The 16,352-nt window shown below is 38.9% G+C and carries 12 protein-coding genes and 2 pseudogenes; 4 read left to right on the top strand and 10 right to left on the bottom strand.

Translation table 11 applies throughout. The features are described 5' to 3' along the window. Positions 1-2: 2 nt before the first annotated feature. The 10 genes and pseudogenes from L950_RS06575 to L950_RS06540 all read right to left on the bottom strand — a co-directional run bounded on the left by L950_RS06575 (position 3) and on the right by L950_RS06540 (position 13,617). On the bottom strand, positions 3-1,178 hold the full coding sequence (locus L950_RS06575; protein WP_084825391.1) for a DUF4998 domain-containing protein: 1,176 nt from the start codon (positions 1,176-1,178) through the stop codon (positions 3-5). A gap of 21 nt (positions 1,179-1,199) precedes the next feature. Further along, positions 1,200-2,386 (bottom strand): annotated as a pseudogene (locus L950_RS06570) (DUF5000 domain-containing lipoprotein). Between the two features lie 24 nt (positions 2,387-2,410). Next, positions 2,411-4,309, bottom strand: a complete 1,899-nt coding sequence (locus tag L950_RS06565) for a RagB/SusD family nutrient uptake outer membrane protein (protein ID WP_021191145.1) — start codon at positions 4,307-4,309, stop codon at positions 2,411-2,413. 14 nt (positions 4,310-4,323) lie between these two features. Continuing rightward, positions 4,324-5,694 (bottom strand): SusC/RagA family TonB-linked outer membrane protein, encoded by a 1,371-nt coding sequence (locus L950_RS29620; protein WP_197086290.1) that lies wholly within the window; start codon positions 5,692-5,694, stop codon positions 4,324-4,326. A gap of 802 nt (positions 5,695-6,496) precedes the next feature. Then, on the bottom strand, positions 6,497-6,925 hold the full coding sequence (locus L950_RS29615; RefSeq protein WP_197086288.1) for a hypothetical protein: 429 nt from the start codon (positions 6,923-6,925) through the stop codon (positions 6,497-6,499). A gap of 14 nt (positions 6,926-6,939) precedes the next feature. After that, the gene (locus L950_RS29610) at positions 6,940-7,515 is read right to left on the bottom strand and encodes a carboxypeptidase-like regulatory domain-containing protein (protein WP_197086287.1); all 576 of its coding nucleotides are present in this window, start codon (positions 7,513-7,515) and stop codon (positions 6,940-6,942) included. A 350-nt stretch (positions 7,516-7,865) separates the two neighbouring features. Continuing rightward, positions 7,866-8,528: a ligase-associated DNA damage response endonuclease PdeM gene (gene pdeM / locus L950_RS06555; protein WP_021191144.1), complete on the bottom strand. Its 663-nt coding sequence runs from the start codon at positions 8,526-8,528 to the stop codon at positions 7,866-7,868. A gap of 1 nt (position 8,529) precedes the next feature. Then, positions 8,530-11,009: pseudogene (locus tag L950_RS06550) on the bottom strand (ligase-associated DNA damage response DEXH box helicase). Further along, complete coding sequence (locus tag L950_RS06545) at positions 11,006-12,604, bottom strand: ATP-dependent DNA ligase (protein WP_021191143.1); 1,599 nt, start codon at positions 12,602-12,604, stop codon at positions 11,006-11,008. The pseudogene L950_RS06550 and the gene L950_RS06545 overlap by 4 nt, the downstream one beginning before the upstream one ends. Then, positions 12,601-13,617 (bottom strand): ligase-associated DNA damage response exonuclease, encoded by a 1,017-nt coding sequence (locus L950_RS06540; RefSeq protein ID WP_021191142.1) that lies wholly within the window; start codon positions 13,615-13,617, stop codon positions 12,601-12,603. The genes L950_RS06545 and L950_RS06540 overlap by 4 nt, the downstream gene beginning before the upstream one ends. A gap of 126 nt (positions 13,618-13,743) precedes the next feature. On the opposite strand from L950_RS06540, the gene L950_RS06535 reads away from it, so the two are divergent. From L950_RS06535 to L950_RS32220, 4 genes are all read left to right on the top strand, one after another. Next, the gene (locus L950_RS06535; RefSeq protein WP_021191141.1) at positions 13,744-14,529 is read left to right on the top strand and encodes an N-formylglutamate amidohydrolase; all 786 of its coding nucleotides are present in this window, start codon (positions 13,744-13,746) and stop codon (positions 14,527-14,529) included. Next, positions 14,516-14,968 carry a hypothetical protein gene (locus L950_RS32235; protein ID WP_021191140.1) on the top strand — a complete coding sequence of 151 codons (453 nt, stop codon included), beginning with the start codon at positions 14,516-14,518 and terminating at the stop codon, positions 14,966-14,968. Before L950_RS06535 ends, L950_RS32235 begins: the two co-directional genes overlap by 14 nt. 47 nt (positions 14,969-15,015) lie before the next feature. Next, the gene (locus L950_RS32230) at positions 15,016-15,618 is read left to right on the top strand and encodes a tyrosine/phenylalanine carboxypeptidase domain-containing protein (protein WP_021191139.1); all 603 of its coding nucleotides are present in this window, start codon (positions 15,016-15,018) and stop codon (positions 15,616-15,618) included. 202 nt (positions 15,619-15,820) lie between these two features. Continuing rightward, positions 15,821-16,351, top strand: coding sequence for a tyrosine/phenylalanine carboxypeptidase domain-containing protein (locus L950_RS32220; protein ID WP_316930556.1), 531 nt, complete (start codon positions 15,821-15,823; stop codon positions 16,349-16,351). The last annotated feature ends 1 nt before the right edge of the window (position 16,352 follow it).

The following is a 16,352-nucleotide window of genomic DNA, read 5'->3' as shown; positions in this document are numbered from 1 at the left end:
TATTATTGTAATGTGATTTGAAAAGCATCAATTTTCATATAATGATCAGGTTGAAAATTAAGCAGCATTCCCATATTGACCGTTACTTTCTCTTTAATATCAAAATAAATCCCATCAGATTTCACTTCTGTATACAATAGTGCATCATTAATCTGTTCCCAATCGGGGATAGTTTTATTCGATTTACTGATGACCAGATATGCAGGAGGTTGATCATAATTTGTTGCTGACAAAGTACAGAAAAATCTGTATTTTCCAGGAAGAAGTGTAACCTGTTGTTCAATTTTACCATTTACAATAGCAGGAGCTCCCCATCCAGCTTCCACATTGACTACTCCCCCATCATCAGAAGCAAAACCACCAAAACCATTGTGATTTTTCATACTTGAATTTGTTATCCAGTCATTCAGCGTACCCCATCGGTTTCCATCATAAGCAACAGATGTAAAAGGTTTCTTAAAGTTTTTTAAATACCAGGCCGTAATATCTCCCTTGGGTATTAACTTCGTCGGCTGTACCACGAAAGTATCGATCGCATTACTATCTGGTCTAAAAATAGTCTGATAAGACAGTTCACTATATAGTGCGTAATGAGAAAGAAGTATTTGTGCATTCTGGGATTTTGTTTTCACTAAAGTATCGATCATCTTTCCATCATCTTTTTTGTACTTGATACGCATAGCGTCAGCTCCCATAGTAGCGGCAACATCCTGTGTTACCAATTGCAACTGCTGACCTGCAACAAAATTTTGTTGCACTACAGAACGCTGAAATAATCCTTCACGATATCGCTCGCCATAGATTGATCCTACCAGATTTGTAGGTATTGATAATCTTCCTTGAGGATCTAATGTTCTGACTTCAAAATTCATCGGTCCTTCAGGCAGGTTTTCGATCAAGCAACGAACGGTATCATTTGCGTTCTTCAGTTGAACCGGAAATCGCATGGAGTCTTGTTTACTGTTCCAATAGACACGGATTTCGGAGATTCCTGTACTCACCCGAAAAACACCCTCAATCTGTACCCTATATTTACCTGATCGGACTTTAATGGAATCTAATTTCGCAGGATAAATTTGCTCTTGGCCATTTGTGTACTTGGTAAAATCATCCATTTTAGAACAGGATGCCAACATCCAAGCCCCGAATAAGGATAGTACGAATATATATAGTTTCATATTCTTTATTTTTTTTAATTATCAATAAACACCCCAGACCTGTACTTGAGCGATCTGCATAAAATAACTGCCTCTCCAATTGCGAAGATTTCTAATCCGTAAATATTTATATTTAGGTGAGTCTTCTGGAAGGTCAAATGACCAGCCGCTATACCATAGACTTCATCTGCATTGGTATTTGTGCCTGATGGTGTTCCAGAAGGTTTTCGAACTGTGCAAGTTGCCAATTTGGTCCAGGACTCCCAAGAACCATCTAAATTTGGATTATTACTTGCCCAAACTTCAAAATCACGGAGATTCCCCTTATCATAGAATCCGTTCTCTCTCCTCGGGAACACGACAATCCGACTCATCTTTGCTTCTTTTCCGACCGAGAAAGTTAAAGACTGCGGAGTACCGGCACTTTCTACTGTATAAAGAGAAGGCCATCTTGAAGGATTCATATTACCATCCCACATACTTTCAACTGTACCATATAAAATTTGAGCATCACCCGGCAAGCGCAATGAACTGAACTGCTGACGATCAAAAAGATTTTCTTCCAGCGGTTTCAATGTTTTATACAGCGTATCTGATGTATTGAGCCATCGGTCACGAATGTAAAATGCGAATTTCATTTCCTTCGATTTTAATCCGCGTATATTGTAAAGTATAACTGAATCTTGACTATAATAATTATCCAAAGGAAGGAACTCCCCATTATTTAGAGAATCCACCATGGGAACAATAACAATATTTCCTTTTTCCTTATTGATAGATGTGATGCGAACACCACCAAATGTTTCGACAACCTTTAACTGACCGTATACGAGATCAAAAATTGGCGTTTTTGGTTCAACGGTAACGTCAATGGGGTCAGATGCAATTTCAGCTTTACTGACAGCATATAGTTTAACAACATGCTTCTGTGTATCGGGAAATCCATCAATAAGAATTTCATTTTTGTACTGCGATGATTTAACGACGCGGTTTTCGCCATTGGCCATTTGATAAGTTGCCTTGACATAAAGCAAATTATCGCTTTCTGGTAAAGAATAACGAATCGTGGCATTACCAAAACCGTTGGTCACGGATACGTTTGTGATAACACCCGGTTTAGCTTGATCATCTTCCAGCAGGTTCCAACCTTTTTCCTCTTTACAGCCACTTACAGCAAATAGTAAGGCTATCAAGAGCACTATATTTTTGACATATATTAAATTTTTCATAATTTCTTCAGATTTAAGATCATACTACCATCCTGGATTTTGTACTAAATTGGGATTAACAAGCAGGTTATTTTCGCGGATTGGCCAGAAATAATCACGCGGTGCCACAAAACGCTGCTGAAAGAAAGTGAGTTCTTTATAGAACAATTCGGGATGGTCCTTATCTTGGTTTCTATCCCAGCCGGTTATATTCTTATTCAGTTCCTGCGCCGCTAGCTTCCATCTTTTTAAATCCCAATACCGTGAGCCCTCAAAGCTCATCTCTATATTTCGTTCGCGTTGGATGATCAGTCGCAAACCGTCTTTTGTATTTGGTTTATTACTATTAAATGAATATTGACTCCAAGATTCTTTAACACCTTTCAATCCCGCTCTAGCTCGAATTTTATCCAAATACAAAAAAACATCTTCAGCAGGACCCTGACTTTCATTCAAAGCCTCTGCATACATCAGATAAAGGTCTGCCAGTCTTAATATTGGCCAAGGGTATTCCTCTATATGGGAGCTGTTGCCATCCTTAAAAGCAAATTTCCAGTTAACAAGTTTCTTTGGGTAGTATGTCGTGATCGGGATGGAAATCCCACTTCCAAATAACCCTAAGCGTAGTTGAGTTGTCCATGTATTTTCGTCACTACGGCTCGGACTATTTTCCATAAACCATACGCCTCCATCAAATCCAACATTTGCATAAAAGCGATTTTCACGGTCAAAGTGCAGACGTGCCGTCTGGTAATTTTCAATATTATTGAACCGTTCACTATGGTTACCTCTCCGAAGCTGATTTTTATTAGAAAAATCTAAGGTTTTATCCTCTTCTATAGGCACACCATTACTCGTATAAAACTGTTCAATTATTTTTATTGTAGGTGCTAAAGTACCATGAACACTATTATTTCCAGAATTATTAGGATCAATATGTGCCATTGAAGAATACTGCATCTGCCAAGCACGAGAAGTTGGATTAGCCCAAATGGTTTCTTTATTCCATTTTTCAGTCACAGCATTTCTGATGCTCATCTGCGTTATTGTGGTATCTGACAAAGGGAATACCGTTCCTGGAAATTTATACAAACCGATTCCTAAACTCTCACAGGCTACAATTGCTTCTTTTGCTGCCTGTGCTGCCTTTTGCCATTTCTCGATTTGAAAACTCTGATTAAAAAATAGACTGCCATCGACATTTCTAAAATTGGCAAAATCTTTATTACCGTTAAATAAAGGGCTAGCCGCATACAAAAGTACCTTGGCTTTTATTCCCATAGCAATAGGTTTGGTAATACGACCTAAATCAGTAACAGGCGATTGTACGGTATTGGGAAGCTTGACTATAGCATCATCCAATACTTTAACAATATAATCAACAACTTCATCGATCGATTGACGTTTTACTTTAGCAGCTTCTATAGACGTGTTTACATCTAAGTTGACATCCATAATCGGAAATGGGCCATAATGGCGCATCAACATAAAATGATAATAAGCTTTTAGGAACAAGGCCTCTCCCTCCCAGGTCGTTCTTTCATCTTGGGTTAAGTCCCGTACCTTTTCCGGATTGCGTATGTTTTCCAAAAAAATATTACAGTCACGAATCCCATTAAACATTGCGCCATCCCAATAATTGACATAGGGGTTCGTGACATTCTGGTTACCTCTGGCAATATTCCAGTTCGTCCCATCAATACTGAGCGTCGGATAGTCTAACCAAAACTCATCTCCAGCCATATAAGCCGGGTTACGCGTCGGATCACCATCCTGAGGCAAATAAGAATAACAGGTTGCTAAATATTTAATGGCCTCACTTCGCATCGTAAAAGCATTATCAATAGTTACAACGTTGTCGGGTACAACATCTAAATAACTACAAGATTGAAGAAACAATACCCCTGACACAATCACTGATTTTAATATAGTTAACTTTTTCATGATACATTTCTTTTTTAAAATCCAATATTAATACCCACATTATAAACTGCTTGCACTGGGTATCCTAAGCCCTCACCACCCATTTCCGGATCCCACATTTTAAATTTGCTCCATACTGCGAGATTCATCGCATTGACATAAAAGCGAACATTTGACATCTTTAGTCTGGTCAGAAACTTATCCGATACATTATAACCCAGCTCAACAGATTTTAGGCGCAGAAAAGCACCATTGCGCATCCACCATGTTGAAAACTGATTGTTGTTATTATTAAAACCATCCGTCAACCGAGGCCAGAATGCACGAGTATCTTGATTGTCCTCGGACCAGTAACTGTTCGCCACTTCTTGTAACAGTCCATTTTGATAAGGCCCATTTATGGCAAATGGTGTTATGTTACCCGGATCAATAAAAAATGAAGACCGTGCCGAACCCTGTAAAAATGCACTTACATCAAATCCTTTAAAACCAACTGAAAATCCCATACCATAGATGATTTCCGGGTCGGTAGGATAACCAATTGGCACTTTATCCAGATCTGTTATTTTACCATCGCCATTTACATCTCTGTATTTGATATCACCTCCCATTGTTCTAAAAGCACCACCAAAGTTTTGCAATGGCGAATTTTCGGCTTCCATATCGTCAACAAATAGTCTTTCTGCAATTAATCCATATCCCTGCTTTATCGGAAGTCCTAAATGTGTGAGGTAACTGAGATTATCAGGATAATTAGGCTCTTCATTGACCAATAATTTGTTAGTGGCATAGGTCATATTTGCCCTTAACTGTGTCCACCACGTGTTTTCAAAAGATTTATTGTAATCTAATGCCAGATCAAATCCCCTACTTTGCACTTTACCTAGGTTGGCATGGATATTTGCCTGAAAACCAGTAGTCGAAGGAATATTAGAGCGCACCATTAAAATATTAGTCCGTTTTGAATCATAATAATCAAACACGACACCTAAACCGTTTTTTAAGTTCAGATCAAATCCGGCATCAAATGTTGTTGCTTTTTCCCAGGTAATATCACGATTCTCGTAACGCGATATAGAATAGCCTGGTCTAGAATAATCCCAGTTGTTTCCCCATGAAAATCCCTTACCGCTATTGTTTGGATTGACCTGAGACAGGTAAAAGAACCGGTCATTTTCATCTCCAATCTGATCATTACCAACCAAACCATATGTGGCCCTAAATTTCAATCTCGAGACAGAAGAAGTCATAAAATCAAACATTTTTTCTTCATGCAGATTCCAACCTACACCAAATGATGGAAAAAATCCAAACCGATGATCTTTGGAAAAACGCTCCGATCCGTTATAACCGAAATTAAACTCGAAAAGGTATTTATTCTTAAAGGCGTATGTACACGTCCCGATACGCCAAGGTTTCGTGCGGGCAAAGAAGCTTGCAGATCTCCTCCATTTGCTGTTTGATAATTCCGAATAATACCTATCAACATCCCGGTTAGATCATGATCTTCACCTATCGTACGGTTATAGTTAAGAGCAAACTCTCCATAGGTAGTCGTATTCAATATTTTATTACCTTGATTATAATCTAAATATTCTGTCCCTTCATTTTCATTCAGCAGACTTAATATCGAATTATCAGTTCCCGGTATCTTGACTAAATTATAGTAAAACGGTTTGAAACTTCTCATAACGGAGAAATAAGAGTAGCGTTGCGTGTAAGCCATTAATCTCGCGGACAAACCTTTTGTCAGAAAGTCAAAGTTTTGCTTTAGTTCAAGTTGTACATTAACAGTTGAACTATTGTACTCCTGAAAACCATTTACCATATTAGCATATGGGTTATTATACAAGGTCTTAGTTGTTGGAATATAATTATTACCAAATAACGGATGTGTCGAATAAGGCAAATAAGACGACGGATAGATGGCTGGAAACATCACCGGATTAGACCAAATCGCTTCGCGAAAGACACGTTGACCGCCGTTGATCAAATTACCCCATTTATCATATCCACCTAATGGACCGGTATAATCATCAAATTGAGCAGATGTACGAATAATCCCTGTCGTTGTAGGCGTAATATTAAGCGTGATATTTGAACGTAGCGAGTAATTCTTTAAATTAATATTATTATCAAAACTATTCCCTTGTTCCGTTTTTAAAATCCCTTTATCACTATTTAAAGTACCTGCAACATAGTATTGCGCTAAATTTCCACCACCAGACACGTTAAAATTAAAACGTTGTGATTATTGGTGTGATCTTTTATTAATTGATCTATCCAATTATTGTTCGGATATAGAAGTGGATCGTCACCATTTTCAGTATGGTCAATTTTATTTTGACTATAAGGAAGTGTACCTCTAGGATCGCGCGTTAAGACAGCCTCATTGGCCATCTTCATGTAAGTAATATTATCTGCAAATTTAAAATTACGCGTGTTGGTCGAGATTGAATTTTCAAATCGTGCATTAAATTTAGCCTTTCCTACGATACCACTTTTTGTATTGACAAGCACAACCCCATTTGCACCTCTAGCTCCATATAATGCTGAAGCTGCGGCATCTTTCAAAACTGAAAACCCGGCAATATCATCTGGTTGCAACCTTGCTAATGCTGTTGTATTAGATTCCATTCCGTCAATCAGGATCAGTGGATCCTTTTTCCTGCTCCAAATGATCCAACACCTCTGATGAAAAAAGATGCATTGTCATTACCGGGCTCACCACTTCGCTGGTAAGCGATCAAACCGGCAACACGCCCCGCCAACATAGAAGTCAAATTGGAAGTGGGACCTTTAATTTCTTTGGGATTGATCGAAGTGATCGAAGCAACCATACTGGTTTTCTTTTGCGTGCCATAGGCAACAACAGTCACTTCATCCAAACTAGAACTCGAAGATGCGAGATAAATGGTTAACCTAGTTTGATTTTCAACTTTAACGGATTTACTTTCAAATCCGACCGAAGTAAATTGCAAAACATCGCCAATATGCGCTTCTTTAATTAAAAATTGCCCTTGCGAATCTGTGGATACTAATGCTTTTTTTCCTTTTATTGCAATGGTAACATTTGAAATTGGCAATTGACTCACACTATCCAGTACGATACCTTTTAATTCAAATGATGGTGATTGACCACATGCAAGGTTAGAAATGAGTAAGAAAAAAAAGACAATACCTAATCTGTGCCATTTACAGAATTGATGATACAAATAATCGTTCATAATTAGTTATTATTTTATAGTTGGTTTATGAGATAAAGTAGCACAGGAGTCTATACTATTCTATCCTACTACAATAGTATAAACAAATTTTCATATCTCCAAACATTTTTATTTCTTATTACTCTTCGAAAAGGATTTAATTGACTTAAAATGCGGCAGGTTTTGGTTGCTATTTTTTATAGGGACATAAAAAACACAGGTATTGAGAAGTAAATAATATTATAAATAATTTACATCGAATCAGAAATACGATCTATTATTTTGATAAGGGTTAATTTGATTTACCCTTATTTTAAGTGAGATCATTGCTCAGAAATAGAATAGCAATAAGATTAGTGAGGTCAGTTTATTCAAATTTCAGCTCTGCGTGTTCCCATTGGGAGTACCCGTTGAGCTGTTATCGCAAAAACTTCCTTTTCTTTAGTAAGTTCGATTAGAGACAATCCTGTAAACAAACTAAAAGCAGGTAAAAGTGCCGCCGTATCATCAAAGACAAAACAAGGTAATTTTATCCGTTGTCGGGCCTTCCCTTTTAACAAGATACCTGGATGTATATGTCCTGAAAATATAAACTTCCCCCGATCTGGTGCATCTTTTCTATTATGAACAAAACAAAACTCACCCAGTTCATAGTAATCTGAAAACAGTTTTATAGCGAGTTCCTCATAGAATAGAACGGATAATCTTTCATGATTTCCCTTCACTAGAATAATCTCTAATGATGCATACTTCTTTCTCCATTCACGAAATGTTTCCAGATCCAGATTATGATCGTGATGAAACATATCACCTGTTACCAATAAGGTTTTGGGATTATAAACTTCCAATAGTTTATCCAGGCGCAGCATATCGGTATCGGACACCTGTTTAGGAATCTGTAATCCCTCCTTCCTAAAATGTCCGGATTTACCTAAATGAATATCACTGATGACCAGCATGTGATATTCCGGTATATAGAGAGCCCGGTCTTTATCCAGGATGATCGTTTTTCCTCTTTTTATAATTCTGTACATCTTAATCCAAGTTTTTAAACACTGCGGCCTTCATCTTTTCAATTCGTGCTTCGAGTTCTTCAGAACTCATGCTCTCCCGCATACTATCCACTTTGATCGGGAAAGAAAATGGAGTAAAACGCTCTGCCCACTTTAAAACGATGGTACTTTGCTGTATTCTATTCAGCGCATGCAACAAACGTGGCTCTTCGAGCTGATAATGAAAGTTTTCATCATAAGCCTGACGCAATAAGAGATTTTTGGGATCATAGGATTCAAAAACATCAAAGAACAAAGCGGAAGAAGATTGAATCTGCTTATTCTTTAAATATTTACCGGGATAACCCTGAAATACCAGTCCCGAAATACAGGCAATATCTCTAAACTTTCTCTTTGCCATCTCCGTGGCATTGATACTGGCACTGATATCTGCGCTTAGGTTATCGGGAGAAAAAACGTCATAGACAATAGCATCATCCATCGGTATTTCTTGATCACTCAGCAATTCAAAACCATAATCATTCATCGCTATTGAAAAAGTAATAGGTATCAATCTTGAAATTCGGTAGCTATAAGTGCCGCCATAACCTCGTGTACCAATCGCCCTTCAAATGGATAAGCAAAAAGATGATATCCTTCTTTCGTATGTATTAATTCTACTAGAAACTCATCCGCCCTAGGTACATGTGTAATCGATTCCTGCAATTCGAATAAGGGTTTCATCACCTTAAGCTCTTCCTCTTCATGTTCTCCGACCAATACCTGACTGTATTTCTGACGCAGGATAGCACCTAAATTAGAACTCAAGGGCAATCTGCCCCCCAGCCAGCTTGGTGTTATGGTTTTTTTATGCTGACTTCTTTTAACAAGCACAAGCATATCTCTGACCATTACAAACTCCAAACTTCTACCTGCGAGATTAAAACGGTCACCCGGTTTTAGTTTTGACACAAAATACTCTTCAACCATACCCACATAACCTCCGGTCATAAATTTAACCTTGAGCATAGCATCGCTCACAATAGTACCTATATGCAAGCGGTGACGCATGGCGATCTGCCTATTGGTTACCTTCCATAAGCCATCTGTTTCGTCGAACAACACTTTGTGAAATTCAGGATAGGCCTGCAGACTTGAGCCTCCTTGTGTAATAAACTGCATACACCAGTCAAACTCTTCAGCCAGCAATTCAGAAAAGGCATAGGTATTCTTAACCTCCTCAAAAATTATTTTATTATCAAATCCATTTCCTACAGCTAAAGTTACCAAGTATTGCAACAAAACATCAAAAGGCAGGATAAAAGGTTCTCTACTTTCAATCTGCTGTGTTTTAGCCGCTGTTTTAATCGCAGCGACTTCTAGCAGTTCGAGCGCATGGGTCGGCATAAAATAGATCTTTGACGTTTCAAAGGGTGAGTGTCCACTTCTTCCGGCACGTTGTAAAAAACGTGCTACACCCTTTGGTGACCCTACTTGCACCACATTATCAACCGGTTTAAAATCCACGCCCAAATCAAGAGATGAGGTACAGATCACAACTTTCAATACTCCCGTATGCAATGCTTCTTCAATCCAGTTGCGTAATTCATAATCTATCGAACCATGATGTATCGCCATCTGACCCGCAAAATCGGGATGGATCTTCAGTAAATGCTGAAACCAGATCTCTGCCTGACTTCGGGTGTTCGTGAAAACCAAGGTCGTTTTGCTCTTTTTGATAACAGGAACTAATTTATCGGCCAATTTTATCCCCAGATGCCCGGCCCAAGGTAACATTTCGATGGTATCAGGGATAATCGATTGAATCTGGATCTTCTTTTCAGTTGCCGCTTTTACAATTATTTTCAACACTTGATGATCAGGTTGCAAAACCGCTAAAGCCTCTTCGAGGTTACCGATTGTCGCCGAAATTCCCCAGATGCGAAGCGTCCTGTTTTCCCTAAAACTTACCATACCTTTGATTCGGGATAGCGCCAGCTCAACCATGACACCTCTTTTAGTGCCTAATAATTCATGCCATTCATCTGCAACTATGCAGGTTAGATCATCAAAGATATTATCGTTATTTTTCTGAGCCAGAAGTAAATGTAAGCTTTCTGGTGTGATCAATAATACTTGTGGCATGGCTCGTTTTTGTTTCTGCTTTTCAGATACTGAAGTATCGCCGTTCCGCACGCCGACCCTCCAGTCAACATCAAGCTGAAATAAAGCTTCTTCCATCGCACGTGCCAGATCTTTTGCCAATGAACGTAATGGTGTGATCCAGATTACACGCAAGCCCAATTTCCCTTTTCTTTTACTTCCATTGCCCTCCTCATTCAGATAAGCAATGATGGGTGCCAGAAAGACAGAATAGGTTTTACCAAATCCGGTAGGTGCGTTGACTAAACCACTATATCCCTCCAAGTAAGATGCCCATGTCTCTTCTTGAAAGGGGAATGGTTTTCTTTTTCGGGTTTTCAACCATTTCACAACTTTTTGATAGCCTACCGTTTTTTTCATCTTTCACTATCCCTCATAGTTGATTCTAATAGTATCTGCAGATCTTCCAGCGTATTGATGTCATCTACTTTTTTATCTCTTCTCCAGCGCACAATTCGGGGGAAACGTAGCGCAAGCCCTGCTTTATGACGCTTACTAACTGCTATTCCTTCAAAAGCAATCTCAAATACCAGTTCTGGTTTTACAGTCCGTACAGGGCCAAATTTCTCTATGGCATTTTTGACCACAAAACTATTGACCTCTTTAATCTCTTTATCCGTCAAACCTGAATAAGCTTTCGCGATCGTAATAAACTGATCTCCGTCGCGTACTGCAAAAGTATAGTCTGTAAAAAAATTAGCTCTTCTCCCGCTTCCTTTTTGCGCATAAATCATCACCACATCTATGGTAAAAGGTTCTATTTTCCATTTCCACCAATCTCCTCTCTTTCTACCGCTATGATACAAAGAATCCTGACGTTTCAGCATAATGCCTTCACTATTCAGTTCGCGAGACTTTTTCCGTTCTACAACTAAATTTTCCCAAGAATCAAAAGGAACAATCGGAGCCGTCAAAATTGTCTCCGCTATTGGCAATAACTTTTCGAGCACAGCTCTTCTTTTATGGAGCGGTTCAGCTCTATAATCCATACCGCCATATTCCAATACATCATAGGCATAGAAGGCGACAGGAGCCTCATCCAGTTGTTTTTTATTGATTGTTTTTCTATTGAGCCGTTGCTGTAAAGTACTAAACGATAATACTTCGCCTTCACGTACAGCCAATATTTCACCATCGATTACGGTACCGTTTGGCAGACCAGATAAAGCAACGTGCAATTCTGGAAACTGGTCTGTTACCAGTTCTTCCCCACGTGACCAGATAAATAATTCATCATTCCGCTTAATAATCTGCCCTCTGATTCCATCCCATTTCCACTCTGCCTGCCAATTATCCACCGATCCTAACTCATGGACAGGCACATCGATCGGATATGCCAGACAAAAAGGATAAGGCCAGGAACTATCAGTATTAACATGCAAACCACCTATCAAGTCACCAAAAGAAATTTTCTCAGGATCCCATTTTCCCATAATGCTATGCGTGATGTGATTGGTATCCAGACCTGATAATTTTGCAAGCGCGTGAATTAAATTTTTAGATGAGATACCGATACGAAAATTACCTGATATCAGCTTATTAAACACAAATCTTTCTTGCGTACTCAGTTTTTCCCAAGCGTTGAAAACAAATTCCTTTTTATCTTCATTGCTACTATCCGACAAGTTCTTCAACGCCAATATCCATTGATGCAATGGAATATCGGATGTGGATGTAGAAGGAGGCAAAAGCAAAGCAATCGTTTCACTCAAGTCGCCAACATTGTGATAACTTTCTACAAACAACCAGGTGGGTAATCCAGTGATCTCGGTGATCCACTCTTTCAACAAGTTGGTACTGATCGTTCTTTTAGGCTTCTTGCCCGTAAACAAAGCAATAACCCAAATTTTATCGGCGTCCTCCGCTTCAGAAAAATAGTCAACCAAAGCAGTTAATTTATCATTAGTTTTATTAGTCTGTTCGAGTCTGGAAATTAAACGGCTAAACTTTCTCAAAGATCACCCCCTTTCTCCGCTACCGCTTCTTCATCCTCAATGCCAAATTGTGTTGTCACGGCTTCAGCAGGTATTCCCTGCTCGGTCAAATAACGGGAAAAGACCGATGTAAAACCATGCGTTACATAAACCTTTTCAGCTTCAGTTGCTTTTATGGCCGTGATCAATCCATTCCAATCGGCATGATCGCTCAGTGCAAATCCCGCATCAGCGCTCTGCCATCTTCGATGCGAACGCACCTGCATCCATCCTGAACAGATACCAACAGCAGCACCCTGCAAACTTTTGATCCACTTGCTATCTCGCATGACCGGTGGAACAATTAAAATACCCCCTTGTAGCTCATCCCTGCTCATATCCGCTGTTATTGTTTTATATGGAGGCAATGTAACTCCGGCCTGTTCAATAGCTACATTGAGTCGACCAATACTATTATGCACGTAGATCGGCAGATATCCTGCTAGGTTATGCAATAAACGCTGCGCTTTCCCCAAGCTGTAAGCAATAAGCACGGTCGTTTTATTATTTTCTTTATTTTGTGCTGCCCAATGCTTGATATCGTCAAATAGGACATCTTGAGGCAACCAGTTGTATACAGGAAGTCCAAATGTACTTTCAGAAACAAACGTATGGCATTTAATCGGTTCAAAAGCCGTACTAATGCCATCAAATTCTACTTTATAATCTCCAGAAATTACACAGATTTCACCTTTATATTCAAGACGAACCTGAGCAGAGCCAATCACATGTCCAGCAGGATGAAAAGAAATCTGAACACCATTTCTAACAACTTTCTCCCCATATGCCATTGATTCGACAACTAGATCCTCGCTTATACGACATTTGATAATCGCCTTTGTCAAATGGTGGCACAGATAGTATTTATTGCCCCAGCGCACGTGGTCTGCATGTCCATGCGTGGTTACAGCATAGTCTACCGGCAACCAGGGGTCCACGTAAAAATCACCTTGTTTACAATAAATACCGCGATTAGTAAAAGTTATCAATCCCATATATTTCTAATAACAAGCATGCCGCGAATTAGTTTACATCGCATATTGATGAGCAACTATTCAAACTATTTGTCCACGAAATTGTTTACTAGATATACGATCTACTTAATTTAAGCAAAGAATAATATGGAAATAGAATATGTATTGGAAGAAAAAGGTGGACCAGTTCTAGCGTTAGCTATACATGATGGACATCAGATTGCCCCACAACTATCACCTATCATGAGTCTTTCAGAATCCGAACGATTACGAGAGGAGGATCCTTACACGGGTATGCTGACAGATCTAGACACTAATCGGCTGATTATTAAAACCTCCAGATTCCAAGTAGACCTTAATAGACCTATTCAAGATTCCGTATATCTACGCCCTGATCAGGCATGGGGGCTTAATGTATGGAAGCAACCTCCTACTAAGACAATCTTAGCACAACTCAAACAATCTTATCATTATATTCAAAAAGTTCTTTCGGGAATGATTGAAAAAAGCATTCAGCAAAATGGGTATTTTATCATTTATGATATCCATAGTTACAATGCTAAACGATCGGGTCCTGATGAAACAGTCGACACCTACGCAAATCCAGAGATAAATATTGGAACGATCAACAATAAAGGTATTTGGAGGCCTTTGATCGACTCATTTGTAAAATACTTGAAAGAACACAATATAAATGAAAACCAGATCGACGTACGTGAGAACGTCAAATTTTCAGGTGGTTATCTTTCCAAATGGGTCACCAGTAAATATGGTCAGAAAGGATGTGTACTTTCTATTGAGTTTCGTAAAGACTTTATGAATGAATGGACAGGAACTCCTAATCTTGATCATATCGAGTCATTAAAAAAACTATTACGATCTTCTGTATCGTATATCAAAAACAGCTACCAAAGTCACTATGGATCAAAGTAAAGCGATTACGAAAGCAGTTACATCCATCATACAAAAAGAGCCCGTTCATATACAGTTTTCGAAAGATAGTAAACTTGTTCTCAAACGCATCATTCCGCTACTTTTGGTTTACCGGATCCCTGTGGAAGGCAAAGATCAGATGATATCCACTTTGGTTAAATCGGAATCTTGTTCTTTAGTAGGCAAATCATCAGATCTGGATTTCAATGCGGTGATCACGCCAATAATAAGACAGCTTATAGATGAATTTGGTGCATGTCAATTGATTGAAATCTGGCAGGATAAAGACATGGATACAGACGTCGCCATCCATATTTCACAGAAATCAGCACTTCCTATTGCTCAAAAATTTATCAAAGATTTAGAATCGAATGAACAGAATATGTTCTTGTCTACTGCTATAAAAAAAGAGACAAAGTCACCAAAAATAGAGATATAACTCCTATTATCAATCCATTGACAGAGGAATTTAAACAATTACTTTACATGGGTATTGCACTGAAACCGCATTATAATGATGTCACGACTGGAAAGGTATATCCGCTCATTCTGCGCAATTATCGGGAAATATTTACAAAAAGTTTACGCAAGAGTTTTCTTGAATTTATCAGACTCTATACATCATTAAAGGTATCACAGTTCAGGATGCTCAAGACAACTGAACTGCAACCCCTTATTATGGAAATCGATCAGAATTTAGCTTCTGAAAGTCAGAAATTCGACTTTTTGCTCTTAGTCAGTCCTTTAAATACCCGTGAAGCATGGTTACAATTTAAGAAAGATAAATTTTTAAAATCACCAAAATTTAGATATAGACCCATGCCAATAGATCCGGAGCTGGTGAAACGCAATCTTTATAATCTACGTATTGAAGATATTGATGATCCTACTATCGCTTATCTTTTTAGAGATAAACGTAAGGAACTTGATGCTATGATGACCATGCTGATTGATCGTGGCAATGAAGGCTTTATGCACGGCAGCCTCCAAGTATTCGGAAATGTCAATGACAATTTACTGGAGACCGCAAAGGCTATACTACTGGTATATGAACAACACAGCAAGAAGCCGGCGCCTCCAAAAAAATGATCAATGCAACCGAATTCGCCAAATTGGCAAAGGAAGAGCTTCATTATCTCAGACAACAATTTCCTTCACTGGAGACCGGCGTCCGGATCCGCGAAGATATCACAGGCATCATGGTCAACCGAGGTGTATTGAACATCAGCAAATATTATGAGGTTGAAGCGAGCAGGGCCATTGCCCTCATACAGCATGAAGTAGGTACCACATTGTTACCTATTTCAATGGCAAGTCTCAGCCATTTAAACTGTTCAGCCTGGGTGTACCCGGTTATGAGCAATTGCAGGAAGGACTTGCTGTATTCTCCGAATACATGGTCAACGAGCTTAGCGGAGACCGTCTAAGGATTATAGCTGCACGTGTAGTGGCAGTACACCATATGCTAGCAGGGCATAATTTCAGCGATACCTTCTTCTTATTGGTAGATCATTATCATTTCACAGAAGAAATAGCCTTTCATATCTGCACCAGAGTATACCGCGGTGGTGGCTTAACAAAAGATGCTCTCTATCTAAAAGGCCTCATGAGCATCATTACCTATATCCGTGAGGGAAGAGAGCTCTCTCCTTTGCTCATTGGTAAAATCCGGGAAGACTATATCCCCATTGTTGAAGAATTAACACAAAGAGGATTATTAAACAATCCGATCCTAAAACCACGCTACCTGGCAGAACCTTATTTACAGAACTTAGAAAAAATCAAATCAGGAAACAATATTTTCAACCTTTCAAATCATTAAA

It is taken from the genome of Sphingobacterium sp. IITKGP-BTPF85, from assembly GCF_001006065.1.
Classification (GTDB): Bacteria; Bacteroidota; Bacteroidia; order Sphingobacteriales; family Sphingobacteriaceae; genus Sphingobacterium; species Sphingobacterium anhuiense.
Note: the sequence above shows the minus strand (reverse complement) of the source record. Positions and strands in the feature narration are given on the sequence as shown.